Source organism: Oscillospiraceae bacterium (assembly GCA_031265355.1).
GTDB lineage: Bacteria > Bacillota > Clostridia > Oscillospirales > UBA929 > JAIRTA01.
The window spans coordinates 1-25,863 of the sequence record JAISCT010000009.1 but is presented as its reverse complement, the minus strand read 5'-3'; the positions used below and the strand labels follow the sequence as shown (position 1 = coordinate 25,863).

At 60.6% G+C, this 25,863-nt stretch carries 17 protein-coding genes; 8 read left to right on the top strand and 9 right to left on the bottom strand.

The features are described from left to right. Positions 1-80: 80 nt before the first annotated feature. Positions 81-5,558 (bottom strand): glycoside hydrolase family 3 C-terminal domain-containing protein, encoded by a 5,478-nt coding sequence (locus LBK75_01115; GenBank protein ID MDR1156897.1) that lies wholly within the window; start codon positions 5,556-5,558, stop codon positions 81-83. Positions 5,559-6,049: 491 nt separating this feature from the next. Here LBK75_01115 and LBK75_01110 point away from each other — a divergent pair, with 491 nt between their 5' ends. Further along, positions 6,050-6,376 (top strand): iron-only hydrogenase system regulator, encoded by a 327-nt coding sequence (locus tag LBK75_01110; protein MDR1156896.1) that lies wholly within the window; start codon positions 6,050-6,052, stop codon positions 6,374-6,376. A gap of 509 nt (positions 6,377-6,885) precedes the next feature. Here LBK75_01110 and LBK75_01105 read toward each other — a convergent pair. Beyond that, a complete protein-coding gene (locus LBK75_01105; protein MDR1156895.1) occupies positions 6,886-8,964 on the bottom strand; it encodes a peptidoglycan-binding protein in 2,079 nt (692 codons plus the stop codon). Positions 8,965-9,133: 169 nt separating this feature from the next. Between LBK75_01105 and LBK75_01100 the strand changes: the two genes are divergently transcribed. Then, positions 9,134-9,808 carry a hydrolase gene (locus tag LBK75_01100; protein ID MDR1156894.1) on the top strand — a complete coding sequence of 225 codons (675 nt, stop codon included), beginning with the start codon at positions 9,134-9,136 and terminating at the stop codon, positions 9,806-9,808. Between the two features lie 214 nt (positions 9,809-10,022). Here LBK75_01100 and nrdG read toward each other — a convergent pair whose 3' ends face one another. From nrdG to LBK75_01075, 5 genes are all read right to left on the bottom strand, one after another. Then, positions 10,023-10,532 (bottom strand): anaerobic ribonucleoside-triphosphate reductase activating protein, encoded by a 510-nt coding sequence (gene nrdG / locus LBK75_01095; protein ID MDR1156893.1) that lies wholly within the window; start codon positions 10,530-10,532, stop codon positions 10,023-10,025. 47 nt (positions 10,533-10,579) lie between these two features. Beyond that, on the bottom strand, positions 10,580-11,020 hold the full coding sequence (gene spoVAC, locus LBK75_01090; GenBank protein MDR1156892.1) for a stage V sporulation protein AC: 441 nt from the start codon (positions 11,018-11,020) through the stop codon (positions 10,580-10,582). A gap of 147 nt (positions 11,021-11,167) precedes the next feature. Beyond that, entirely contained in the window at positions 11,168-11,719 is a 552-nt protein-coding gene (locus tag LBK75_01085) for a dihydrofolate reductase (protein ID MDR1156891.1), read from the bottom strand. Positions 11,720-11,727: 8 nt separating this feature from the next. Further along, positions 11,728-12,558 (bottom strand): thymidylate synthase, encoded by an 831-nt coding sequence (thyA, locus tag LBK75_01080; protein ID MDR1156890.1) that lies wholly within the window; start codon positions 12,556-12,558, stop codon positions 11,728-11,730. A 145-nt stretch (positions 12,559-12,703) separates the two neighbouring features. Next, positions 12,704-15,334: a PBP1A family penicillin-binding protein gene (locus tag LBK75_01075; protein ID MDR1156889.1), complete on the bottom strand. Its 2,631-nt coding sequence runs from the start codon at positions 15,332-15,334 to the stop codon at positions 12,704-12,706. A 424-nt stretch (positions 15,335-15,758) separates the two neighbouring features. On the opposite strand from LBK75_01075, the gene ftsH reads away from it, so the two are divergent. Next, positions 15,759-17,585, top strand: a complete 1,827-nt coding sequence (gene ftsH, locus LBK75_01070; GenBank protein ID MDR1156888.1) for an ATP-dependent zinc metalloprotease FtsH — start codon at positions 15,759-15,761, stop codon at positions 17,583-17,585. 198 nt (positions 17,586-17,783) lie between these two features. Here ftsH and LBK75_01065 read toward each other — a convergent pair whose 3' ends face one another. Next, complete coding sequence (locus tag LBK75_01065) at positions 17,784-17,987, bottom strand: hypothetical protein (protein ID MDR1156887.1); 204 nt, start codon at positions 17,985-17,987, stop codon at positions 17,784-17,786. Between the two features lie 374 nt (positions 17,988-18,361). Next, a complete protein-coding gene (gene gdhA, locus LBK75_01060) occupies positions 18,362-19,693 on the bottom strand; it encodes an NADP-specific glutamate dehydrogenase (GenBank protein ID MDR1156886.1) in 1,332 nt (443 codons plus the stop codon). Between the two features lie 276 nt (positions 19,694-19,969). Between gdhA and trmL the strand changes: the two genes are divergently transcribed. The 5 genes from trmL (at position 19,970) to eno (ending at position 25,692) form a co-directional block, all read left to right on the top strand. Continuing rightward, positions 19,970-20,434, top strand: coding sequence for a tRNA (uridine(34)/cytosine(34)/5-carboxymethylaminomethyluridine(34)-2'-O)-methyltransferase TrmL (trmL, locus tag LBK75_01055; protein MDR1156885.1), 465 nt, complete (start codon positions 19,970-19,972; stop codon positions 20,432-20,434). 246 nt (positions 20,435-20,680) lie between these two features. Further along, complete coding sequence (gene pgk, locus LBK75_01050) at positions 20,681-21,871, top strand: phosphoglycerate kinase (GenBank protein ID MDR1156884.1); 1,191 nt, start codon at positions 20,681-20,683, stop codon at positions 21,869-21,871. A gap of 89 nt (positions 21,872-21,960) precedes the next feature. Next, on the top strand, positions 21,961-22,731 hold the full coding sequence (tpiA, locus tag LBK75_01045) for a triose-phosphate isomerase (protein MDR1156883.1): 771 nt from the start codon (positions 21,961-21,963) through the stop codon (positions 22,729-22,731). A gap of 33 nt (positions 22,732-22,764) precedes the next feature. Continuing rightward, positions 22,765-24,285 (top strand): 2,3-bisphosphoglycerate-independent phosphoglycerate mutase, encoded by a 1,521-nt coding sequence (gpmI, locus tag LBK75_01040; GenBank protein MDR1156882.1) that lies wholly within the window; start codon positions 22,765-22,767, stop codon positions 24,283-24,285. Between the two features lie 99 nt (positions 24,286-24,384). Continuing rightward, positions 24,385-25,692: a phosphopyruvate hydratase gene (eno, locus tag LBK75_01035; protein MDR1156881.1), complete on the top strand. Its 1,308-nt coding sequence runs from the start codon at positions 24,385-24,387 to the stop codon at positions 25,690-25,692. Positions 25,693-25,863: the final 171 nt, after the last annotated feature.

Sequence of the window (25,863 nt, the reverse complement as noted above, 5' to 3'; positions counted from 1 at the left end):
GGGCCGCCCACAGCGCCATACGCGCGGCGGGCGGCCCCGTTACGAGCCCCTTCAGGGGTCTTCTTTCATGTCATGCGCGCTTACGGCACCAGAAGCTTCTCGTCGGGCAAGAGCGGGAACACCCCGTCCTCCCAGAGAAATGCCTTCATATACGCCGTGGCGGGGGGGAGCGCCAGCGGCACGGAGAGCTCTGTCCAGAGGCCTGCCGGCGCTGTCTCGGTCTGTGTCTGAACGCTCACCAGCCGCTCCGCGCCGTCATAGGCCGCAAGGAGCAAAACAAGCGTCCGACCGGTCTCGCCGCGGTTTAACAACGCAGCCTCGGCCAACGCCGTACCGTCGTCTGTCACCCGGATGGCCAGGGAGATCTCCGCACGCCACTGCGCGTAAAGGGTGACGCTGCCGCCGATGGGGGTATCCGCCTGCACCGCGAGGCCGTCCGCCGTCCGCCAACCCGCAAACTGGTAGCCCGTTCTCTCCGGCACCGCCGGAAGCCGGGCACCCAGGGCCGTCCCTTTCGCGAGCGCGACGGGGGCCGGCGCGGCCGGCGCAGCCTCGTAATTCCAGTCAAACGAAGCCGTGACCGTGTCGTAGATCAGATCCACATACCGCAAATTGAGGCCGCCCTCAAGCAGGTACATGTAGACGTTTTGCACGCCGGAGGCCAGGGTGCGGTTCAGGAAGGTTTTGACGCCGATCTCCCAGTAGTTCGTCATACCTGTGTGGGTCCCCGGCGCGTTGATGTTTCCGGCGGTACTGGCGTCGCCGTATGTGGTCCAGCTGGCCGCTTTTTTGTGCAGGAAGTTGATCCCGGCAATCTGATTGCCGAAGGCAAACGAACCGCCGCTGTAAACATCGCTGTACCGGTACGTGCTGTTCGCGTGTGTGGAGCGCTGCACGGGCTCGCCGTCAAAGGCCGCCTCTGTGTAGAACTGCAGATTGACGGACGGCTGATACTGGTTGGAGCTTGTGTTGCCGTTCGCGTAGTTTACTCTGATCTCTTCCAGCCCCGTCAGGTCGACGGCGCCGAGGTAGAAGGCGTCCCCTGTCGAGATATAGCCCGCGTTGTAGTTGGGCGCGGAGCCCTCATAGCGGAAATCGCCGCTCTGGGCCCAGATCCACGGGAATTCGTGGGCGCGGACGCGCACGACCTGCTTCCCGTCAGCGTTGAAGGATGTCTCGCTGTTTTTCGGCGGCTGGTTGACAGGCAGTCCGCTCTGCATCCGCTCGACGGCGGCGAGCAGCGCGACCGTCATCTCGTCGACTTCCTGCTGCCCGACCGGGTCGGCCGCGACGGCCTTCGCCTCTGTCAGCACAGGCACAAACGTCTCTCGCTTGGAGAGCGGGAATTCGCTCAAGTCGATGCTCTCCGCCTGTGCGATGGCGGCGCTCAGCGCCGCGGTGTCCGGCACGGCTCCGCCCCGGCGCTGGAACCGCAGCCAGTTGACGTCGATGCCGGAGGTCTCAAACGCGAGCCGGAGCGTGTGGACGCCCTGTGCCAGCGCGACGTCCTGCGACAGCGTAACCCAGCGGCCGCCGGTGCTTGTGGTGGAAAACGCGCCGAGATACGTGTCGTCGGCGTAGAGCGAGAACGACATCTGGGCGACTTCCGACGCGCTGGATTTGATGCGCGCCGACAGCTTGTATGTCCCGCCCTCCAGAATGTTCAACCGATAGGCCAGGGCCTCCCCGCTGTTGCAATTGGTATAACTCTGTCCGCCGTCCGTATCGCCCGAGTCGACCGGGGTGATGTTCGGCGTCAGCAGAGCCGGCTCCGTAGCGGCCAGCTTCAGCTTGGTGTCGGCGCCGACATCGACGGCGGCGGGCAGAGCCTCGCGGTCAAACCGGACGTAGTCGTAGTCGGCGTAGAACGACCCGACGGTGTTTGAGACGCTGCCGTGAGAGCAGAGCAGACCGAACTTCGGCTCAGCATAGGCAGCCGCGACGGACCCCAACACGGTGAAGTTGACGCCGTCGGTGCCAATCGAGCCGGTATACACGTCGCCGATTTTTTTGAGGCGCAGATAGAGCGTCAGATTGTTGCCAATCAAACTGGTGATCTGGGCGGCGGTCAGCGCGCCAAAGGAGACAGGTTCCGCGGCGCCGGCCTCTTTCACGAGACCGACAAGCCGCTGGCTGCTGTACTCGTACTTGAGCCAGACATAGTTGTCGACATCTTGGAAGGCCACGATGCCGAGCCCGTTGTAGTTTGCATTGGGCGTTTTGTTGACCGTGACTTTGGCGGTAGCCTCCCAATCTCCAAAGGCCTCCTGCTGGAAGAAGTTTTTGAGGTCGTTGTGCGTCGTCCAAAAGTCGCCTTTCTCCGCCATGACGCGCAGCGCGCCCGGAGCGGCGGTCAGAGACCAGTTGGCGGTCTCGCCGCTGCTCGCCGTGTCGGTGTTGACGGACCAGAACGGCTTCATTTCAGCCGTGTCAAATTCGTCGCTGCGCGGGTACGCGCCAAATTTCACCGCGTAGACGTTGACCTGATCCGTACTGGCGCACCTGATTGTCACGGTGGCGGACACAGGATCCGGCGTGATGCTCAAGATCTGCGCGCCGTCGACGGCCGCCGCCGTGACGGTGGGTATCGTCTGGCTCTCCCATCCCACCGAATAGCGCAGCTTTGCGGGCTCAAACCCCTCCAGCGCCTCTCCGTTCAGGAAGATGCCGGACAGGTACGCGTAACTCGGATTTTCCAAAATGGGCGCAAGCCCTTCCTCGTCCGTGAAGATGACTTTGTAGATTCGCTCAAATCCGCCGGCGGAGGCTGTTAGTACGGCGGCCGGCCGGTCGGCGCTCGCCTGCGACACAGAGATCTCCACGCCCTCCCCGGGCACGGCGGCCACGGTGGGGTACGCGCCGCCGCTGATCTCTCTGTTGGTATACACTTTGTAATCCAGAATCAGGGGGTTAAAGGTGGTGATCCTCTTGCCGCCCACCGTGATCTCCGTCACTTGGGGATCCAGCGGGGGGAGGTCGTCCTCCACCGCAAACCAGTCCTCGCCCCGTGTGTAAACCGGCTCAAACGGGACACCGGCCGTCCGGGCAAAAGCGGGGGTCTTTAACAAGAACTCGGTGATGTTTTTCGCAGAGCGCTGCAGCTCGCCGATCGTGAGCGACCCGTCCGCAATGTAGTTCATGTTGTTGTTGAAGCGTGAACAACTGCCCGCGGTGTTGTTGTCCACCACCATGTACAGGTCATTTTGCGCGCGGACCATGGCCCGCGTATTTGTGTCGCTGTACGCTGTGTAGATGGACTCGTTCATTTTAGCCCACCAATCGGTCATGACGATCCCCTTGAAACCCCACTCATTGCGTAGGATCGTGGTGTTGAGGTCATAGCTGCCGGCGGTCCACAGACCGTTTATCGGGTTGTACGACGTCATGACGGAGCGCACATTGCCACTCTTCACCGCAATCTCATAGCCCTTGAGGTAGATCTCGCGGAGCGCCCGTTCCGACACCACCGAGTGGACATAGTGTCGGCTGGCCTCCTGGTTGTTGGCGGCATAGTGCTTGATCGTGGGGGCGGGGCCGTGTTTTTGGATGCCGTTGGCCATTGACGCCGCCATCGTACCTGTTAAAAGCGGATCTTCGGAGAAATATTCGAAGTTGCGACCGTTCAGCGGATGCCTGTGGATGTTGACGCCCGGGCCCAGGATCGTGTCGATCTTGTTGAGCAGCATCTCGCGGCCCCACAGATCGCTCAGCCGCTCGATCAGCTCCAGGTTCCAGGTACAGGCCAGCAGGGTGCCGTTCGGGATGCTGGTCGCGTATTGCGTGCCGACCTCCATGCGGATGCCGGAGGGGCCGTCCGCCGCGCAGGCGATCGGAAGTCCGAGCGAGAGCAGGGAGTTCGTCACCCCGCCAAACGCGGATGCCGTACCCAGCGTCACCTTGGTGCTGTTCATGCCCTCGCCGAGCACTACAGCCGACAGGTCGGTGTTTGTGAACTGGGCAACGAATTCATCCACCGTGACGTCGCCGTTGTAGACGTCGACGAGTTTGTGTTCTTTTGTCGCTGTCTGCGCAAGAGCGACCGGACGGTTGTCCGCGATCCGCGCGTTGAGGTTCGCCTGCGCCGTCGTCTGCGCCGTATACGGCACATCCTGTGCGGCGACGGAGTACGTGCCGTTCTCGTTTGCCTGCGGCTTCATGCGCCTGAACGCCTCCACGGGCGGCAGGGCCTCCTGCAATTGCTGCGTGACCCGCAGCGCGCCCTGCACATAGGTACCCGCGCGCGCGGCGTACCGGACACTGTTGCCCACGTAAATGCCATAGTCGCCCGCTTCCAGCACATAGGCGGACTCATGCCCCGTGTAACCGCCGTCGTCGTAGGAGGCCATGTCCGCTACCTGATAGGAGATTGTGAGCGTCTGTTTGCCGCCCGGCGGCAGCACGCCGGTCTTCGCAAAGGCCGCCAATTCCCTGGCGGGTTTGCCGAGCTGACCCTGGGGCGCGCTGTAATAGACCTGTACGACCTCTTTGCCCTTGACCGCACCCGTATTCTCCACGGTCACATCGATTTTTACCGCTTCGTCCGTATACGTCACGGCGTTGACGCTGATGGCGAACGTCGTATACGAAAGGCCGAATCCGAAGGGATAGAGAACCCTATCCGGGGCGAATGTCTCAAAGTAGCGGTAACCCACATAGATGTCTTCCGCATAGAAGTTGCGCGCGTTCAACGAACTGCCGGTGACGCCGAACTTCGTCTTGCCCTCGAAAGTCCCGTGGGAGGGATAGTCGCTGATGGCAATCGCGATGGTGTCGCTCAGCTTTCCGCTGGGTGTGACATCGCCGGTGAGCACATCGACCACGGCGCTGCCGCCCTCCATACCCCCCTGCCAGGCATACAAAACGGCCGCCTTCGGGTAGTTCTTCACCCATGCCATGTCGATGACATTGCCGACGTTCAGCACCACGACGACTCTGTCAAACGCTGTGTGGACCTTGTCCAGCATCTCTACCTCAAGGTCCGCCAGCTGATAGGCGCCCTTTGTATTGGTGTTGTCTTTGTCCTCGCCCGCCGTGCGGCCGATGATGACGACGGCCGTCTCCGACTTGGCCCGCGCGGCGTTCACCGCTTCGTCCGTCAGCGGCATCTCCGCCTGCGACCAAGGTTCGGCCGCCCAACCGCCGCCGCCGTTGTCAAAGGGATGCGTCCGCACCCAGTCGGCGTAGACACGGGCCAGATCCTCGTTGACGCGCACATAGGGGCTGGTGCGCAATGCCTCGAGGATACCGGTGACGTGGTCCACCCGGACGGCGCCGCCGGAACCCGTCCCGCTCTTGTAGTAGTTGGCTTGGGCACGCCCGAACACGGAAACGCTCTGGCCGCCGCCGACAGGCAGCACGCGGCCCGTGGCGTTCTCCACGCCCTCCAGCACCGGATTCTCAAGCAGTACCATACCCTCGGCCGCCGCCTGGCGGCTCAGATCCGCTAACCCGGGCAGCGCCTCGGCCAACGTGACGGGGACAGGCGCCGCAGCCGCCAACAGCGCGAGACCAAGGACGCCCGCCAGCAGGCGCCGGACCCCTTTTCTCATGTGCTTCATGTGTTTTCATCACCCTTCTCTTCGTTTGGGCGCCTCGCATCACTTCCGTCGAAATAAAGGATCCGGTTTTGCGCCGAGCGTGAAGCGACAAAAGGCGTCCGTCTGCTATCGTCATGCAGATCCGCCGCCGCGCAGGCGCTCCCGGGCGCGCGGCCGTGCCCCCATGGCCGGCGCGCCGTTTGGCGCCAAGATGAAAACGTTTCTGCAACAATAGGACATCGTCAATGCCTGAACCCCGAATGCCCGCACCAAAACCCGTACCGCTCGCTAACCGGCACGGGCTTGCATAAAATTTACAGAAACTACACTTTCTTTTTCATATATTATATATGATTCACTTCTTTCTGTCAAGCAGCTGCCCGCAGTTGTACCCAGATAACGGACAAGCTTGACAACTCTATGTGAATGGCATATTATGATATCGGCAACCGTCCGCAAGAGGTTAAGAGGGCGGATTCTTTCCGGCGCGCCCGGAGAAAGGGTGATGCGTCATGGCGCGTGCCGCCGTCATCAGCGCGATTTTGGATCATCCGGCTCTGGTACAGACCGAATTCAACACCATTGTGTCTGAGCATCATCACCTGCTGTGGGGCCGTATGGGGATCCCGGTCAACGGAGGTGCGCTGGCGCTCATCTCCCTCACCGTGGTCGGCAATATGGACGAAATCAACCAGCTCACGGGGCGTCTCGGCGCACTGCCCCACGTGTCCGTCAAAACCGCCGTCTCCACCATGGAGATCGACGCGTACCCCGTACACGCCGCACACACCCGCGAGGCATCTCCCCCGTGTTCGCCGCCGGCGAACACATCGATCTGACGCTGATTCTCTCCATCTGATTATCGGTTTTTGGAGTGGGGCCGCCATTTTCACTGCTGGCGCCTCTGGTTGCTTTTTTGCAGGGTTTTCTAAAGAGTCATTGCCATGGCGCCTGTTTTGGGCAATCTGGCAATCGTCGCGATCTCCTAAATTTTGCGGAAGCGGCGTGTTGCCGGCGCGCTGCTTGGCGCTGGAGAAAAATTTGCGACACCACATCTTTCGGCGGCCTTCCTTGTCGTTTCGGTGTTTGTCACACAGGAAGCGCAACGGGTTTCTTTGCCCTTGCTTTTTTCTGACCGCAGCTTGTTACGGTCGTGCTGGGCGGCCTGTTGGTTCTGTTGGCGATACCGTTTTTGGGAAAAAGGCCCTGTGCTAGCAAGAGGTGCTGAGGAGGGACTGTCTCCGGTGTTATGCCGAAGACAGTCCCTCTTTATTGAGTGCTTTTCCGCTTCTCCTTTCGCGGCCGACGCGACGGAACCGCTCCGATTGCCGGGAAGACGCCGCGGATGTCACCCGACAAGATTGGCGGACTCGGCCATGAGGCGGGTCCAGGTAGCGCGCCCCACGATACCGTCCGCCGCGAGCCCGAACTGCCGCTGGAAGATGGTCACCGCATTGCGGGTCCGGCTACCGAAAATGCCGTCCGCCGTGATCTGCGGGATGGCAGAGTACACATTGGCCAGCGCGTTCAGGCGCCTCTGGATCAGCCGGACATAGCTGCCCTGAGAACCTACGCTGATGTAGTACCCCGGGTAGGGCGGTTGCGGCGCCGGCGGCGTGGGCGGCGTAGGGGGCGTAGGCGGCGTGGGCGGCAGAGGAATGTCGTCGAAATATACGTCCACGATGTAGTCCCATGTCTCCCGGCCGATGATGCCGTCCACCGCGAGCCCGAACTGCCGCTGAAACGCCATCACCGCGTTTTGCGTAGCGCTGCCAAAGACGCCGTCGGCTGCAATGACCGGCAGGCCCAGGTAGCGTTCCGCGATGGCGCTCAGGTACTGCTGCATCAACCGGACGCTCTCCCCTCTTGAGCCAACCTGCAGCAACGTGCCCGGATAGGCCGGCAGCTCCTCACTCGGCGGATTATGGAGCACATTGGTCGAGATGCCCCAGTAGACGTCGTAGAGCGCCCGCCACGTGTCCGGACCCACGATCCCATCCGCCGTCAGGTCCATCATCTGTTGAAAATCGATGACGGCGCTGCGCGTCGTAGTGCCGAAGACGTTGTCTTGAATCACCGGCGGGATCGCGGAGAAGAATTCGGAGATCATGTTCAAAATGAACTGCAGTTCGTTCACACTGGCGCCGCGGCTGCCCTGCTGGAGCATGACCGTGGGCGGGGTGGTCCCGATGCCTATCCGCTCCCCCTCGCCGGTCAGTTCGGAGAGCTTGGTGACCGCCACATATAAGAAGGAAATTTTATACCAGGTGCTGGGGCCTACAATCCCGTCCGACGTCAGATCGAAGACGCTCTGAAAGACCCTAACCGCCTGCTCGGTCTGCGCGTCGAAGATGCCTCTGGGGTTAGAAATCTGCGGGATCAGCGGAAAGTTCACCCGGATCCGATTCAGATACCGTTGAATAGTCTCCACATTCGGCCCCTCGCTGCCTTCCTGCAGCGGCGTACCGGGGTAGGAGGACGGGATGCCGGTGATGTTGTCCGTCTCCACGATCTCAAGATCGCGGGGGTAATAGCTGCGCAGGATCTCCAGCGCGGTGAGACCCTGTTCGGCCAGTGTCACCGTGCCCCACTGGGACATCCCCGGGCAGGAGACGGTCCGTCCGTCGCAGTACTCCGTGAAATAGGGGTTTTTGAACCCTTGCTGGCGGGCATAGCGGTTGAAGATCCTGTCCACAAGCCGACTGAGGTTGTCGAAGATCTCCCTGTTGTTTACAAAGGCTTGGTCGAAGGCCGTGGAGTTTGTGATATCGAACGGATACCCGCGGGAGCGGTACCACTCGGCATAGACCCGGTTCAGCGCAAAGGTGATCTGCGCGTAGATGTTGGCCTCCAGCGACGCCTGTGGCCAGGTTGCGTAGATCTCGCTTGAGGCCACGTTCTTGATGTAATCAACGAACGGGACGCGGACATTCAGTGCGTTCACGTCCGGCCGGCCCAGGTGAACTGTGATAAAGTCCGGCACCACGACATCTGTCAGGACCCGCAGAGCCCGCGGTCCGAGCATTTGCTGGGACCTGTCCCAGGGGCCGCGTCCGCTGACGACCGGCGGAATCGAATCCACTGTGATGGTGACGCTCCGGTCGTAGCCGTTCGGCCGCGGAAGCAGGTTGGTGGGCACCAACGACTCGACGCCATCGTAGACATGGACGCCGCGGTACTCGACGCCGATATAACTGGGATGGCTCAGCGAGATCTGGTAGTTACTAGAAAATGGGCCCGTACTGTCCGGTACCAGCGTGTCGGAGGCATCCGGCGCCTCCAGAGAAACGACGTTCGTCTTGCCGTTTTCATCTGTCCGAAGTCTTTGCAGCAGTTGACCCTGTTCGTCTCGGACCATGACGTCCACACCTTGAACGGGCAGCGAATTCGCAGTTCTGGTCTCGATGCATAACGTTCCTGTGGCCATAATAACCCCCTCTTCGGGCACCGTATTGTTCGGTGTTGCCCGTGCCGCCATCCTATGCCGCCGCCGCCGCCGGCGTGACGAACATTGACAATTGCCAATGGATAATTTACAATGGACGGTAGAGACAGACAGGCCGTACGGACGGCCATACAGATAGGGGGGCCTGCCGGTGGGCAAATCCGTGCCGGAGTACCGGGGACTGCTTCGCCACCATTTCATTGAGGTACCGGCCTGTATCCAAGAGGCCAGTGGAATCCGCATCTTCGGCCGTCTCATTCGGTCTCTTGTGTTTTCCACCGACGTGGCCATCATCAAAAACATCAATGCCGACGCGGTCATTGCCGTCTACCCGTTCACACCGCAGCCGGCCATCACACATGCTGTCATGCTGGCGGCCGACATGCCGGTCTTCGCCGGCGTGGGCGGCGGTGTAACGCGCGGCCTGCGGGTGGTGAACCTCGCAATGGACGCGGAGTTCCAGGGCGCCACGGCGGTGGTCGTCAATGCACCCACACAAAACGACGTCATTTCGCAACTCAAAAAGACCATCGACATCCCCGTCGTGGTCACGGTGGTCTCTGAGCTCACGAACATTCAGGCGCGGCTGGACGCCGGCGCCGACATGCTGAACGTCTCGGGCGCCTCTCGCACGGCGGATATCGTCCGAAAGATCCGTCAAAACTTCCCGGATGTGCCGATCCTCGCCACCGGCGGTCCCAACATCGACACCGTCCGCGAAACCATCACCGCCGGCGCCAACGCCATCACCTACACCCCGCCCTCCAGCGGGGAGTTGTTCCGCATCTCAATGAACAAATACCGCCACGAACAGGCGGGGGTTTGATATAGAAAATTTTGGATTTTTTGTCCTGTAATGCGGGAGAGTAACTTAACAATTTACAAAAATCTCCAACAAGGAAACACCATGTCGTTTTCTGTTTTAACGGCATGGTGTTTCCTTGTGTTTGTATGGGGCGGCAGAATGCTGCCCTCTTACTGTCCAGATGTCAGACACACCATATGTGTAAATCGGAGTGTTTTTCCGAACTCGAAAAACCCTACACCTCCCAAAGGATGATGCCGCCGGCGGTCAGGCTTTGGGGGACGTCGATCAGACGTTGGTTGGCGCTGCCGCGGAAGCGCAGGTGGTAGCTCCGCTCATCCCGGCGGTAACGTCCGTCCACTAGGACGTCCGTCTCGGCGAGCAGCCGGCCCCAGGCCGGGTCGTCCGCCGCGCGCAGTTCCTCCCAGGTGTAGCCCGTGTATGTCCAGACATCCAGCCCCAGCGTGCGTACCCGCCGGGCCAGCGCCGCCAATGCGTCCGCCTGTAAAAACGGCTCGCCCCCCGAGAAAGTTACGCCCCGCAGCAGCCCGTCCGCCTTTATCTCCGCCAACAGCACCTCCGGCTCTACCTCTTCGCCGCCGTCTGCCGGCCAGGTATGCGGGTTGTGACAGCCCTCACAGCGATGGGGACAGCCCTGCGAAAAGATGACATACCGAAGTCCGGGACCGTCCACAATGGACTCCCGCACCCGCCCGGCTGCGCGCAGCTTGACCGTCTCTTGCATCTCGCATCTCTCTTTCTCCGCCCAAAACCGCAAAACAGACCCTAAGGTCACTTACAAATTGCCAGCACAATGCCGTAGCAGACGGAGGCAACCACGCCGAAGACGATGACCGGACCGGCCACCGTGAACAGACGGGCGCCGGTGCCGAGCACAAAGCCCTCGCTGCGAAACTCCATGGCGGGCGACGCGACGGCGTTCGCGAAGCCGGTGATGGGCACGAGGGTGCCGGCGCCGGCGAGATGAGACAGTTTGTCGTAGACGCCGAATCCGGTGAGCAGCGCGCCCAAAAAGACAAGGGTGACGGAGACGGCGGCGCCCGTCTCCTCCTCTGGCAGGCCCAGCGTCCCATACAGCGAGAACAGACCCTGGCCGCCCACACAGATGAGGCCGCCCGCGACAAAGGCGCAGATCATGTTTTTGAGAAGCGGCGAGCGCGGGCTCCGCCGGTCCACCAGACGCGCGTATTCCTCATTCGAAATATCTTGCAAAATGATCCCCCGTTTCACGGCATGTGGGGGCGCCCGTCTTTCCACAATGTGCCGGGCACCCGTCTTACTTTGTGCGAAACGGGGCGGTTTGATACACAGTCCGTATCTGTACGTCGCGCCTTGCGCAAAGACATGAGCAGACGCGCCTCACAAGGCCTCCGGAGAGTCCTCTAACGAATGCGCAATGCGCTCATAATAGGCGTAAAAGAAGACAGTGCCTTCGCAGCGTTCCGTCTCCGTCCGCGAGACGAGGCGCCAGTCGGGGGCGCTGTCCAGCTCGGGAAAGAAAACGTCGGCCGGGCCGAGATCGGCCTCGATCCTGGTAATATGGGCCGCCCGGCAGTACGGGAGCAGCAGCTCATAGACAGACTGCCCCCCTATGACGAAGATCTCGCCGCCCTCCGGCGCGCGCAGGGCCAGCAGCGCAGAAAGCGACACCGCCTCCGCGCCCGGCAGCGGACGGTCCGGCGTACGGGTGAGGACCAGATTGCGGCGGCCCGGCAGGCCGTGTCCGCCGGGCAGCGACTGAAAGGTGCGGCGGCCCATGACCACCGTGTGCCCGAGCGTCAGCGCTCTGAATCGGCGCAGGTCGGGCGGCAGGGACAGCAGCAGGCCGCCGTTTCGCCCGATCCCCCAGTGCCGGTCTACCGCGGCGATGGCCGTCATCTCTGCCGCGCTATGCCCTTCCTTACGTCCCATGCGCCCTGTCAAACCGCCACCGGGATGGCGCCGTCGAACGGGTGATAGACGTAGTCGTCCAACGAGAAGCTGTCCACAGTGAACCGATAAAAATCCGTCATGGCCGGATCTGTCCGCAGGGTAGGCGCGGGCAGCGGATCCCGCCGGAGCAGCGCCTCCACCAGCGGCACATGTCGGTCGTAGATGTGCGCGTCGGCGATCACGTGCAGAAAGGTCCCCGGCCGCAAACCGGCGTCGGCGGCCAGCATGTACAGGAGCAATGCGTACTGGCAGACATTCCAGTTGTTCGCGACCAGCATGTCCTGCGAGCGCTGGTGCAGGATGGCCGAAAGCACGCCCTCGTCCACATGGCACGTGAGCGAGTAGGCACAGGGGTAGAGCCGCATCTCATGGAGATCGGCGTGGTTGTAGAGGTTCGTGATCATGCGGCGGCTGGCCGGATTGTGTTTGAGATCGTAACGAAGCCGATCCACCTGGTCGAAAACACCTTCCGGGTAGCGGTGGAGGACGCCGAGCTGGTAGCCGTACGCCTTGCCGATACTGCCGTCTTCGTCGGCCCAGGCATCCCAGATCCGGCTCTTGAGGTCGCGGACATTGTTCGATTTTTTCTGCCAGATCCACAGCAATTCATCGGCGGCCGAACGCCAGTAGGTGCGCCGTAGCGTGAGGATCGGAAACTCCTGCGACAAGTCATAGCGATTGACAACACCAAACAGCCGGACCGTGTGGGCCGGCGCGCCATCCTGCCATCGGGGTCGCACATCCTGCCCGGTATCCCAAACGCCCCGCGTCAAAATGGCGCGGCAATTGTCGATGAAGATCTCGTCGGCCCGGCTCATTGGAGGCCCCCTTCACAGTCTTAGTACCTTGTTGCCGCGAAGCGGCAACAAAAAACAAGAATTTGGGTTGTGGGTTGCAGGTGCAACCCACGTTATTAAGATCCGGCGCTGTGCCGAGCACGGCGTCGTCAGAGATACTCGTAGGCTACACCGAAGGTATGACGACGCCCCCCTCCGGCGTGGCGGAACCGGGCCAACCGGGGTATGGCGGGACGTCGTCCGGCGGCGGGACATCCGGCGTGTCCGGCACCCCCGATGTATCCGGCCAGGTTGGATTGTCTGGGTCCGGGTTGTTCGAAACGTTTGGATCGTCCGGATACCCGGGGTACCAAGGCATATCCGGATCGTCTGGATACCCGCCCGGCGGAAACTCATCGGGCGGCGCGTTCGGGTCCGCCGGCGGCTCCTCGCCCAGATGAAGTTGACAGAAATCGTTCGGCAGTGTCTCGCCCTCCGGCGCGACAGGCCGCGCCGGAGGATAGAACCCATCCGGCACCGGGCCCACTGTGGAATTTCCGCCCTCCACGAAGTAGCGGACGCGGTAGGCCTCATCCGCGACGGTGACGCCGGCAAGGGGTAGGTTGCGCTCGATGTCCAGCAGCGCGATCTCCCGTAAATTCTCCTCCGGGCAGTAGGGCGTGGCCAGCAGGCCGCTCTCGCCGTCCACCTTCACCGCAGCGTGCGCCGTGCAGGAACTTCTGGGCACGTCGTCTTTGTGAAAGACCCCTGTGGCGACCCGGCTGCCGCGCGGGTCCATCCGGCACAAGTCCGTGGGCGCGAGGCCGCTGTCCAGGCAATAGGACGCCTGGACGGTATTTTCGATCGTGAAAAACTCCTGCGGTTCCAGGTTTTCGTGCAGGCGGTCCATGACGAGCTTCCAGATGGTGAGCGCCGGATTGGTGGAGCTCTCGAGCTGTATCTTCTTCGGGTCGTCGAACCCGAACCAGACGCCGCCGCAGTAGTAGGGCGTGTAGCCGACAAACCAACGGTCGAAGTCGTCGGAGGTCGTGCCCGTCTTGCCGGCGGCCGGCTGTCCGTTTTCCAGTTTGGCGCGCGAACCGGTACCCGCGCGGACAGCGTTTTGCAGGCAGTTGTTCATATACCAGGCATTTTTCTCATCAAACGCCACGATGGTCTCCGGCTCGTTCTCAAGCACCACATTGCCCTTGGAATCGTACACGACCGTGTACGTGCGCGGACCTGTGTAGACCCCGTGGTTGGGGAAGGCGGCGTAAGCCGCGGTGAGCTCCAGCACGCTGACGCCGCGCGTGAGGCCGCCCAGCGCGAGCGGCGCATAGTCCTCGTCCTCCGGCGTGAGCGTTGTGATCCCCAGCTTCTCGATGAGAAAATTGTAAGAACTCTGCGGCGTCAGCTTGTGCAGGACATGCACGGACGGGGCGTTGCGGGAGTTTGTGATGGCGTTCAGTACCGTGACAAGCCCCAGGTAGCGCCCACCCGAGTTCCTGGGCCAGGCGTTGCCGCGCCGCTCAGAAAACGGCACGTCGTCGATCACGGAATACGGCGTGATGACGCCGTACTGCATGGCCGGCCCGTAGACGGCCACCGGCTTGATGGAGGAGCCCGGCTGGCGCGTGGAGCGCGTGGCCCGGTTGAGCAGAAGCGCGCCCTTCTTCACGCCAAGACCGCCCTCCAACCCGAGCACGTCGCCGGTGTAGGGGTCCATGATCACCATGGCGCTCTGCGGCTTCTCCACCCCCTTCACTTTGGGGACGCTCTCTTCGTTCGTGAACACCTCGTCCATCGCGGCCTGCACGTCCATGTCAATCGTGGTGTAGATGTGGTAGCCGCCGCCGAGCACGAGTTCCTGCGCGAGCAATTTGGAGATACCTTTTTGCTCAATGAGGTCCTGCACCACGTCGTTGAAGACTTGGTCGACGAAGTAGGACCGTTTGCTCTCCACCTCTGCGCGCCTTTTGGTGGAAAATTTCAGCTTCTGCTGCACAGCCGCGTCATGCTCGGCCTTGGAGATGACGCCCTGCTGGTACATTTCGTCCAGGATGACCTCCTGGCGTTTTTTGTTTTTGTCCGGGTTTTGCAGGGGGTCGTAGCGGGTGGGGGAATTGGTGATGCCGATGATACAGGCCGCCTCCGCAAGGGTAATGTCAGAGAGTTCCTTGTCAAAATAGGTGCGCGCCGCCGTTTTGACGCCGTAACAGCCCTGTCCGAAATAGCTGGTGTTGAGGTACCACTCCAGGATTCTCTCCTTAGAATTGTATTTTTCAAACTCCAGCGCGCGCAGAATCTCGGTGAGCTTACGCTTGATCGTGACTTCTTTTTCCCCCGTCAGGTTTTTAATGAGCTGCTGTGTGATCGTCGAGCCGCCGTAGGTGGAGCCACTGGCCTTGAGCTGCTCCAAAAAGGCGCCCGCCGTGCGTTTCCAGTCCACGCCCCGGTGGCTGTAGAAACGCTTGTCCTCAATGGCGATGAGAGCCTTGACCATCGTATCCGGAATCTCATCAAAATTGGCCAACACGCGATTTTCCCGGCCGTACAGGCTCTCAAGTTGGACCGGTTTTTTTGTGGTCTTATCGATGTAGTAGATAAAACTCGCTTGGTCCAGCGTGACGTCGTTAAGATCCACATCCAGATCTGCCCGCAGGTTGTGGTTCACATAGATGACGCCGATCACGCCCAGCATGGCGGTGGTGGTCAGGATAACCAGGAAGACCGTCAAAAATACTTTCAGGAGCGCCATGACCACACGATAGGCCGAATACCTCCCGTAATGTAGCGCCCGTTTCGTTTGCTTTTTCATGAGATCACCTCTCTCGCTTTTCTATTATACCACAACTGTCAATGGACCGGACATGCACAAAAAAGTGATGTTTTTGTAAATCTGGGCGCAGATGGCGCTATTTCTATGAAAAATCGTGCGAAAAGGCGGCGTGGGCAGGCATATGTCCGCCCGACGCGGCAAATTGTGCCCGGCGGTCTGTCCGACCGCGACGGGCGGCCTCTCCCCCGCCGTACATGCCGTTGCGGCCCAAAATCGCCCCAGAATTACTTCACATGTACCTAAAAAGTAAACGTTTTGTAAATCCGAGGAAAAAAAACGGCCAGAGGACGGCAAATGTGATATGATAAAGATGTTATACTGCTATATTATAGGCGGGCATGTGTCCGCACCGATAGGGAGGAACCCACGCATGAACACAAACGACTCCGGCGCGCCGAACAACATGCGTCGGCCTTTGCTTTTTTCGATCCTCATTTCCCTCGTCCTCATCTTCATGTTCAACGGGATCATCGTGCCCATGATGGCGCAGCGCACCGTCAGAGAGATCACGTACACCGAATTTCTGTCCCTCCTCGAACAGGGCAAAGTCTCCAAAGTAAACTTCGAGGCTACCCGCCTCGTCATCGTCCAAAAAGACGATCCGAACGGTGTGTTCCTCACCACCGGCCGGCTCGACGATCCCAATCTCCTGCCTCGGCTTGAGGAGGCCGGTGCGGACGTCTCCAGCGTCATTCCCAAAGAGAATTCCCCCCTCATGAGCTTCCTCCTCGGCTGGATCTTACCCTTTGGCGTTCTCTTCCTCTTTGGGTACCTGCTCAACCGTTCTATGGCCAAACGTATGGGCAGCGGCGTCATGAGCTTCGGCAAAAATACCTCCAAAATCTACGCGGAAACCACAACCGGAAAGACTTTCCAAGATGTTGCCGGACAGGACGAGGCCAAGGAGTCTCTCACCGAGATCGTCGATTTTTTAAATCACCCAGATAAATACCTTGAGATCGGCGCCAAGCTGCCCAAGGGCGCGCTGCTGGTGGGGCCGCCGGGCACCGGTAAGACACTGCTCGCTCGCGCCGTGGCGGGCGAGGCCAAGGTGCCCTTTTTCTCCCTCTCCGGCTCGGACTTCGTCGAGCTCTTCGTCGGCATGGGCGCCTCGCGCGTACGGGATCTCTTCAAACAGGCCGAAGAGAAAGCCCCATGCATCGTTTTCATCGATGAGATCGACGCCATCGGCAAGTCCCGCGAGGGCGCTTACGGCGTCGGCGGCAACGACGAGCGCGAACAGACGCTAAACCAGCTCCTCTCCGAGATGGACGGCTTCGATCCCTCCAAAGGCGTCGTCATCCTGGCCGCCACCAACCGCCCGGATGTGCTGGACAAGGCCTTGCTCCGGCCCGGCCGGTTTGACCGCCGGATCCCTGTGGAGCGGCCAGACCTCGCCGGACGGGAAGCTGTTCTCAAAGTACATGCCCGCGATGTGCGCATGAGCGCCCAGGTGGACCTCTCCGCCATCGCCCGCGCCACGCCGGGCGCCGTGGGCGCCGACCTCGCCAATATCATCAATGAGGCCGCTCTGCTCGCCGTGCGCGCCGGACGCCGCGTGGTGGAACAACCCGACCTGGCGGAGGCTGTCGAGACTACGCTGGCCGGTCAGGAGAAAAAAGGCAAAGTCCTCTCCCCGCACGAAAAGCGCATCGTCGCCTACCATGAGACCGGCCACGCGCTGGTGTCCGCCTGCCTGCCCCACGCCGAAAAGGTTCACAAGGTGACCATCGTCCCGCGCACCATGGGTTCCCTCGGTTACACCATGCAGGTGCCGGAGGAGGACAAATCCCTCCACTCCAAAGAGGAGGCGCTGGCCCAGATCACCACATTGCTCGCCGGACGCTCGGCGGAGGAGATCGTCTTTCAGTCGATCACCACCGGCGCCGCCAACGACATCGAGCGGGCTACACAGCTCGCACGGGCCATGGTCACCCAATACGGCATGAGCGACACCTTCGATATGGTGGCCCTCGAAAGCGTCACAAACCCCTACCTCGGCACTACCCCCCTGCGCAATCACTCGGAGACCACCGCGGCTCGCGTAGACGAGGAGGTGGGCCGCCTGATCCGCGCGTGCCACGAGCAGGCCAGGGAGATCCTCCGCACCCACCGCGACGGCCTGGACGCCATCACCGCCGTTCTTCTCGAAAAAGAGAGTCTCGACAGCGAAGAATTCGCCGCTCTCTGCGACCAGTACGTGACAAAACAGTTGGCAGCCGATAATTAACAATTATTTCCTTTTTGAAGTGAGCCATCATCTTTTCGCCGTTCGCTTCTGTGAGCCGTACCCAACGAGCGGCGCAAAAGCAGAAAGACACCCTATGCTGCGGACCCGGTGGGGCCTGACAAAACGAAACCGTAAAAGCCTCCGGAATTGAACATTCCGGAGGCTTTTACGGTTTCGTCCTCCAAGGACGCATCGACATTAGAGTTGCGCGATAACGTCCGCGTACTGACTCGGCTCGATCCCCTTCGCTTTGAGAGCCGCATACAGCTCACTGAGTTGCTTTTTTTCTTTGTCTTTACTGATCTCTTCCCGACGGGCCAGCAGATCTTTTCTCTTGGTCTGCAACTCTTTGATCTTTTCCTCGACCTTTTCAATTTGCTCATCAACGGACCAACGTGCCAAATCACTCACCACCTTTCGAACTCACTTATATTTCCTATGGTAGTATAGATCACCGAAGAAGTCAATAGGATAAATGAAAAAATTTCTCCATATCTTCATAAAAAATACCGCACCGCCATTTGGCGCCCTTAAAATACCACCCACTCCCGCCGCCGGCACGACAAAAAGATAAGCCCAATATTCGGACGCGGCGGATGGAGCATTCGACTCGTGACATGCAAAAACGAGCGCGCCTTCATTCGTCCGAAGGCGCGCTCGTCTCTTTTCTCTCCCCAGAAATCCGTTTTCATGAGGGGCTCTCGAAGAAATGCAAACTTGTCACAGGCCTATCTATCTCCATTGGCTGCGGCGCCGTCTGCGCCCAGGCGGCTTGTTTATACGATGCCTTGCAGCGTCATCGCGGCGGCCACTTTGAGGAACCCTGCGACGTTTGCGCCGAGCACGAGATTGTCCTTCGCACCATAGCGCTCCGCCGCCGCGGAAGACTGGGTGTAGATGTTCTTCATGATGCCCTTCAGCTTCTCGTCCACCTCGTCAAAAGTCCAGGAAAGACGCATGCTGTTTTGCGACATCTCCAGCGCCGAGACCGCCACGCCACCGGCGTTGGCCGCCTTGCCCGGCGCAAAGAGGACGCCGTTTTGCTGCAGGACCTCAGTACCTTCGATGTCGGTAGGCATGTTGGCGCCTTCACCCACGGCGATACATTTGTTTTGTACCAGCAGACGCGCGCCGTCAGCCCGCAGCTCGTTCTGTGTCGCGCACGGCAGGGCCACATCGCACGGCACCGACCACACGAGACCATCCTCATGATATTCCGCCTTCGGGCGGACATCCAGGTACTCACGGATCCGGCCGCGCCGCACTTCTTTAATCTCCTTGACGGCGGCCAGGTCGATCCCGTCTCCGTCAAAAATCCAACCATTTGAATCGCTCACCGTAAGGACCTTGGCACCCAACTTTGCGGCCTTCTCCGCCGCATAAATGGCCACGTTACCAGAGCCGGAGATGACAACCCTCTTGCCGTTTAAATCCTGCCCCTTGGCTTCAAGCATATTGCTCACAAGATAGACAAGCCCGTACCCCGTAGCCTCGGTGCGCGTCAAAGACCCGCCGTAGGTGAGGTCCTTGCCGGTCAGCACGCCTTCAAACAGCCCGGTAAGGCGTTTGTACTGCCCATACAAAAATCCGATCTCACGGCCGCCCACGCCGATATCGCCGGCCGGCACGTCGGTGTCGGCGCCGATGTGGCGGAAAAGCTCTGTCATGAAGCTCTGGCAGAAAGCCATAACTTCCCGATCCGACTTCCCTTTTGGGTCAAAATCGGAACCGCCTTTTCCGCCGCCAATGGGCTGGCCGGTCAGGGAGTTTTTGAAAATCTGCTCAAACCCGAGGAATTTGATCGTACCCAATTTGACGGAAGGGTGGAAGCGCAGTCCGCCCTTATACGGACCCAGCGCACTGTTGAACTGTACACGGAAACCGCGATTTACCTGTACCTGCCCCTTATCGTCCACCCAGGGCACGCGGAAGATGATCTGGCGCTCAGGCTCCACCAACCGCTCAAGCAATCCGCTCTTTTGATAGATCGGATTTGCGTCAAAGGCCGGCTGCAGTGTCGGCAGCACCTCACGGATCGCCTGATGGAATTCTTGCTCGCCCGGGTTTTTCTCAATGGTCTTCGCCAGCACTTCACTGGTATAGGACATCTTTCGTCACTCCTCTGTTTTAATGTGCGCCCGTCTCCCTGTGTCTCGGAGAACCGGGCGTCACATCCGGGAAGATGACGAATCCCCCGGCGGACGCCCTTGTCCGCGCCGGGACAATTATACTGCACGCAGTGGCTTTCTGTCAATTCCCATAGACGGTATTTCCCCTCGATTTTTAGAAAATTTACAAAGTTTTTGCCGGATATGATTGAATTTCTCCGGTCGGTGGCGTATAGTATCATCCGGACCGCCGCGCCGGCCCGGAGAGGAGACGCCATGCTGCACGTCGTACTGGTCGAGCCGGAGATCCCCCAAAACACCGGCAACATCGCCCGCACCTGCGCGGCCACGGGCTGCGCGCTGCACCTCGTGAAACCGCTGGGGTTCTCGCTAGAAGACCGCTACCTAAAACGCGCCGGGCTGGACTACTGGCCGCTTTTGGAGCTCACCGTACACGAAAGCTTCGGTGCCTTTTGGGCCGTGTGGGGTGGCAAACCCTTTTGGCTTGTCTCCACCAAAGGCGCGCGTCCGTACACGCAGGCCGACCTGCGGGAGGACGCCTGCCTGCTCTTCGGACGGGAAACGGCCGGGCTGCCGGGACCTCTGCTGGCGGCGCACCCTGACCGTTGTCTGCGCATTCCCATCCGCGCCGAGGCGCGCAGCCTCAACCTGTCGAACAGTGTGGCGGTGGTTGTTTTTGAGGCCATGCGGCAACGCGATTTTGCCGGCCTGGCGCCCTGATATCTCAACCATCTTGGCCCGCTCATTGACCAAATCCCGATCCTTTTGTTGTATTTTGTACCATTTGTCCCACAAAGAGCGCGGCGGTCACGATTGTGTTGTATGTGTCTCCAGTTTGTTTGAAAAAAGTCAATCGATTTGAACCCATTTGCGATATTTTCAAGGCGAAATTATGGATTTCTCTTGCATTTTCATACAGATAGCATTATAATGTCATTCGAGGATTTTTTTTGGGAGGCTGGTTTTATGACCTATCAAAAGAAGACCATTGAGGACATCGACGTGTCCGGGAAGCGTGTCCTGGTCCGATGCGATTTCAATGTGCCGCAGGATGACACCGGCGCCATTACCAATGACAAGCGCATTGTGGAATCCCTGCCCACCATCCGCTATTTGATCGATCACGGCGCGCGCGTTATTCTCTGTTCCCACCTGGGGCGGCCCAAGGGAAGCGTCAACCCAAAGTATTCGCTCCGACCGGTGGCCGCGCGCCTGAGTGTTCTGCTCGAAAAACCCGTCGCCATGGCCGGCGACGTCATTGGGCCGGACGCGAAGGCCAAGGCGGCGGCGCTGCAGAACGGTGATGTCTGTCTGCTTGAAAACGTGCGTTTCCACGCGGAAGAGGAAAAGAACGACGCCGACTTTGCAAAAGCGCTCGCCTCGCTGGCCGAGATCTATGTCAACGACGCCTTTGGCACCTCGCACCGCGCCCACGCCTCCACGGCCGGCGTGGCCGACTATTTGCCCTCCGTATGCGGTTATCTGATCGGCAAGGAAATAGGCGTAATGGGCGCGGCGCTCTCGGATCCAAAACGCCCGTTTGTGGCCGTGTTGGGCGGCGCCAAGGTCTCCGACAAGATCGGCGTCATCAGCAACCTGCTCGAAAAGGTGGATACGCTGATCATCGGCGGCGCCATGGCTTACACGTTTTTGACGGCCCAGGGCGCGTCGGTCGGCGATTCCCGCATCGAGGCGGACAAGCTGGACTACGCCCGTGAGATGGTCCAAAAGGCGGCCGACAGGGGCGTGCGTTTTCTGCTGCCCACCGACAACATCTGTGCCGATCACTTCGCCGCCGACGCCATTCCCGTCATCCACAACTCCATGTCCATCCCGACCGGCTACATGGGTCTCGACATTGGCCCGGAGACTGTCAGAATTTACAGCGACGCGATCCGCGGAGCCGGTACTGTGGTCTGGAACGGTCCGATGGGTGTATTTGAGTTCGACACCTTTGCCGAGGGTACCCGCGCCGTCGCACAGGCCATCGCCGACAGCGGAGCCATCAGTATCATCGGCGGCGGCGACAGCGCCGCGGCGGTGGTGCAACTCGGCTACGCCGACCGGATGACGCACATCTCCACCGGTGGCGGCGCCTCCCTTGAGTTCCTGGAGGGCCTCGTGCTGCCGGGCATCGCTTGCTTGCTTGACAAATAGACAAACGGTAGACAAAGACGAATAGAAAGAAAATAAGAGAAATAAGAGAAATAAGAGAAATAGAGGAACACAGCAGAAAGGAGAAGACCATGAACAGAAGATACCGCAAGACTATAATTGCCGGAAACTGGAAAATGAACAAAACACCTTCCGAGGCGCGTCAGTTGATCGATGAGCTCAAGCCCCTTATCTCCAAGGCCAAGTGGTGCGAGGTCGTGCTCTGTGTGCCCTACGTCGATATCCCCATCACCCTGCGCGCGCTGAAGGACTCCCGCATCGTGGTCGGCGCCCAGAACATGCATCACAAGGAATCCGGCGCCTACACGGGCGATGTCTCCGCCGCCATGCTCAAGGACCTGGGCGTCAAATACGTCATCATCGGCCACTCGGAGCGTCGTGCGTATTGCCACGAAACAGACGCTCTCGTGAGCCGAAAGGTACAGCTTGCACTGAAGACGGGTCTGCGCCCCATCGTGTGCGTGGGCGAGAGTCTCGAACAGCGTGACCAGGGCATCACGCTGGACCTCATCAATATACAGGTCAAGGCCGCGCTGAACGGCGTGCCTGTGGAGAAGTTGCGTCAGATCGTCTTTGCTTACGAACCCATCTGGGCCATCGGCACGGGCCGCACCGCCACGGCCGAACAGGCCGGTGAGGTGGGCGCGTCCATTCGCACCACGATCCGCAAACTGTACGGCGCGCGGGCCGCCCGATCGGTGACGATCCAATACGGCGGTTCGATGAACGCCTCCAACGCTCACGACCTGCTGGCCCAGCTCGACGTGGACGGCGGGCTGATTGGCGGCGCGTCTCTGAAGGCCGCCGACTTCGCCGCCATTGTGCAAGCCGCCAATCAATGACGGCCGGGCGCTCATCTGAGATTTGAGGTAACAATGTTGAAAAAAACAATCGCACTTGTCATCATGGACGGCTTTGGCCTCGCGCCGGCCTCGGCCGGTAACGCCATCACCGCGGCCAACACCCCGCATTTGGACAAACTTTTCGCCACCTGCCCGCATACACAGATTCAAGCCTCCGGCCTGAACGTCGGTCTGCCGGACGGGCAGATGGGCAATTCCGAGGTGGGCCATACAAACATCGGCGCCGGCCGAGTGGTCTACCAGGACCTGCCCCGCATCTCGAAAAGCATCGAGGACGGGAGTTTCTTTGAAAACCCGGCCTTCATCGCCGCCGTCGACCATTGCCTGGCACACGGCACGGCGCTGCACCTCATGGGCCTTCTGTCGAACGGCGGGGTGCACAGTCACAACACGCACACCTGGGCCTTTTTGGAGCTGGCGCGCCGGCGCGGCCTCTCGAAGGTCTATTTGCATTGTTTCCTGGACGGGCGCGACGTGGCGCCTGATTCGGGGCTGCGTTTTGTCGAGGAGGCGGAACAGCACTGCCGGGAAACCGGCGCGCACATCGCCACCGTGATGGGCCGCTACTACGCGATGGACCGCGACAACCGCTGGGAACGTGTGGAGCGCGCCTACGCCGCCATCGTATACGGGGAAGCGCCCCTGGACGGGGATCCCGTCGGTGCGGTGGCCCGTTCCTATGAAAAAGGCGTCACGGACGAGTTCATGGAGCCGGTCATCTGCCTGCAAGGCGCCGTGCTGGCCCCGAACGACGCCGTGATCTTCACAAACTTCCGCCCGGACCGCGCAAGAGAGATCACGCGCACGCTGGTGGACCCGGACTTCTCCGGGTTTGCCCGGCGGTCCTTTTTCCCGCTGTTTTATGTCTGCACGACCCAGTACGACGCCAAAATGCCGAATGTCCGCATCGCCTTCGGGCCCGATCCGCTGATAAACACATTCGGCGAATACCTCAGTCGCAGAGGACTCACCCAACTTCGCATCGCCGAGACAGAAAAATACGCCCATGTCACCTTCTTTTTTAACGGCGGCGTGGAGACCGTCTATGCCGGCGAGGACCGTGTCCTCGTCCCCTCCCCGAAGGTGGCCACCTACGATTTACAGCCCGAGATGAGCGCCTATCCCGTCACCGACGAAGTGGTATCTCGTATCTGCAGCGGAACATACGACGTGGTCATCTTAAACTTCGCCAACTGCGATATGGTCGGGCACACCGGCGTCTTTGGCGCCGCCCGGCAGGCCGTAGAGGCCGTGGACGCCTGCATCGGCCGTGTCGCAGAGGCTGTGGCGGCCGTGGACGGCGTGATTTTGATCACCGCAGACCATGGCAACGCCGAGCGGATGTTGGAAGCAGACGGCCGCTCTCCTTTCACCGCGCACACGACGAACCCGGTGCCGCTCATCGTCTGCGGCGGTGGGGTCGCGGCGCTGTGTGAGGGCGGGCGGCTGTGCGATTTGACGCCCACGATGCTGGATCTGATGGGGCTGCCGCAGCCGGCGGAGATGACCGGACGGAGTCTGATCGTCAGATAACAGATACCGGTTCGCTGACCCCGCGTCTTTGGGCGCAGTCTCCCATTTCCCCATGAACCCCCGCGGCGGGTATCAATCATAATTGTGAGGAGTATACACATGAAAAAGATCATCGAGATTGTTGACATCATCGGGCGCGAGATTCTGGACTCCCGCGGCAACCCTACGGTGGAGGTCGAGGTCTTTGTGGAGGATGAGGGCGGTACCAGCGTGGGTCGTGCGGCCGTGCCCTCCGGCGCCTCCACCGGCATCTTTGAGGCGTGCGAGCTGCGCGACGGCGACAAGGACCGTTATCTCGGCAAGGGCGTCTCCAAGGCGGTCGAAAACGTCAATACGGAGATCGCCGACGCGATCATCGGTTTCAACGCGCTGGAGCAGGTCGAAGTCGACCGCACGCTCATCGCGCTGGACGGCACGCCGAACAAGTCCCGCCTGGGCGCCAACGCCATTCTGGGCGTGTCGCTGGCCTGCGCCAAAGCGGCCAGCGAGGCGCTTGGCCTCTCCCTCTACAACTACATCGGCGGCGTCAACGCCAAGACGCTGCCCGTCCCCATGATGAACATCTTAAATGGCGGCGCGCACGCCTCAAACAATGTCGACATCCAAGAATTCATGATCATGCCGGTGGGCGCCGGCAGTTGGAGTGAGGCGCTGCGCTGGTGCGCCGAGGTCTTCCACAGCCTGAAGAAGCTCCTGTCGTCGCAGGGTCTCACCACCGCCGTGGGCGACGAGGGCGGTTTTGCCCCCAACCTGAAACGGGACGAGGACGCGCTGAACGCCATTGTCGAGGCCATTGAGGCCGCCGGCTACAAACCCGGCGACGACTTCAAAATCGCCATGGATCCCGCCGTCAGCGAATGGTACCGCGAGGACGGCACCTACTTCCTGCCCAAGGCCAAGAAGACGATGACCCGCCAGCAGATGGTCCGCATGTGGAAGAACTTCGCGGCCAAGTATCCCATCATCTCTCTGGAGGACGGCATGGCCGAGGACGACTGGGATGGCTGGAAGATGCTCACCGACGCGCTCGGCGACACGATTCAACTCGTGGGCGACGATCTCTTTGTGACGAATGTCGAGCGCCTGAAGAAGGGCATCGATCTTGGCGTAGCCAACTCCATCCTAATCAAAGTCAACCAGATCGGCAGCCTGACGGAGACGCTGGACGCCATTCAGATGGCGAACCGCGCGGGGTACACGGCTGTCGTCTCCCATCGCTCCGGCGAGACGGAGGACACCACAATCGCCGATATCGCCGTAGCACTGAACGCCGGGCAGATCAAAACCGGCGCGCCGTCCCGCACCGATCGAGTGGCCAAGTACAACCAACTCATCCGCATCGAAGAAGAGCTGGGCGACAGTGCCCAGTACCCCGGGCTTGACGCCTGGTTCAACTTGAAGAAGTAAGTATGGGAGTTGGATCTCGGCCCTGCGGGGCCTCGTAAGGTATGAGATGAATTTTGTGGAGGGGGTCCGCCCGCGCCACCCGCGGGGGGTCCCCCACCCCCGGGAAGGTGTGGATAACGTTTGGGCAGGACGCGCGCAGCGCCGGCCGCCCGAGCGCAAGATGGTTGGGGG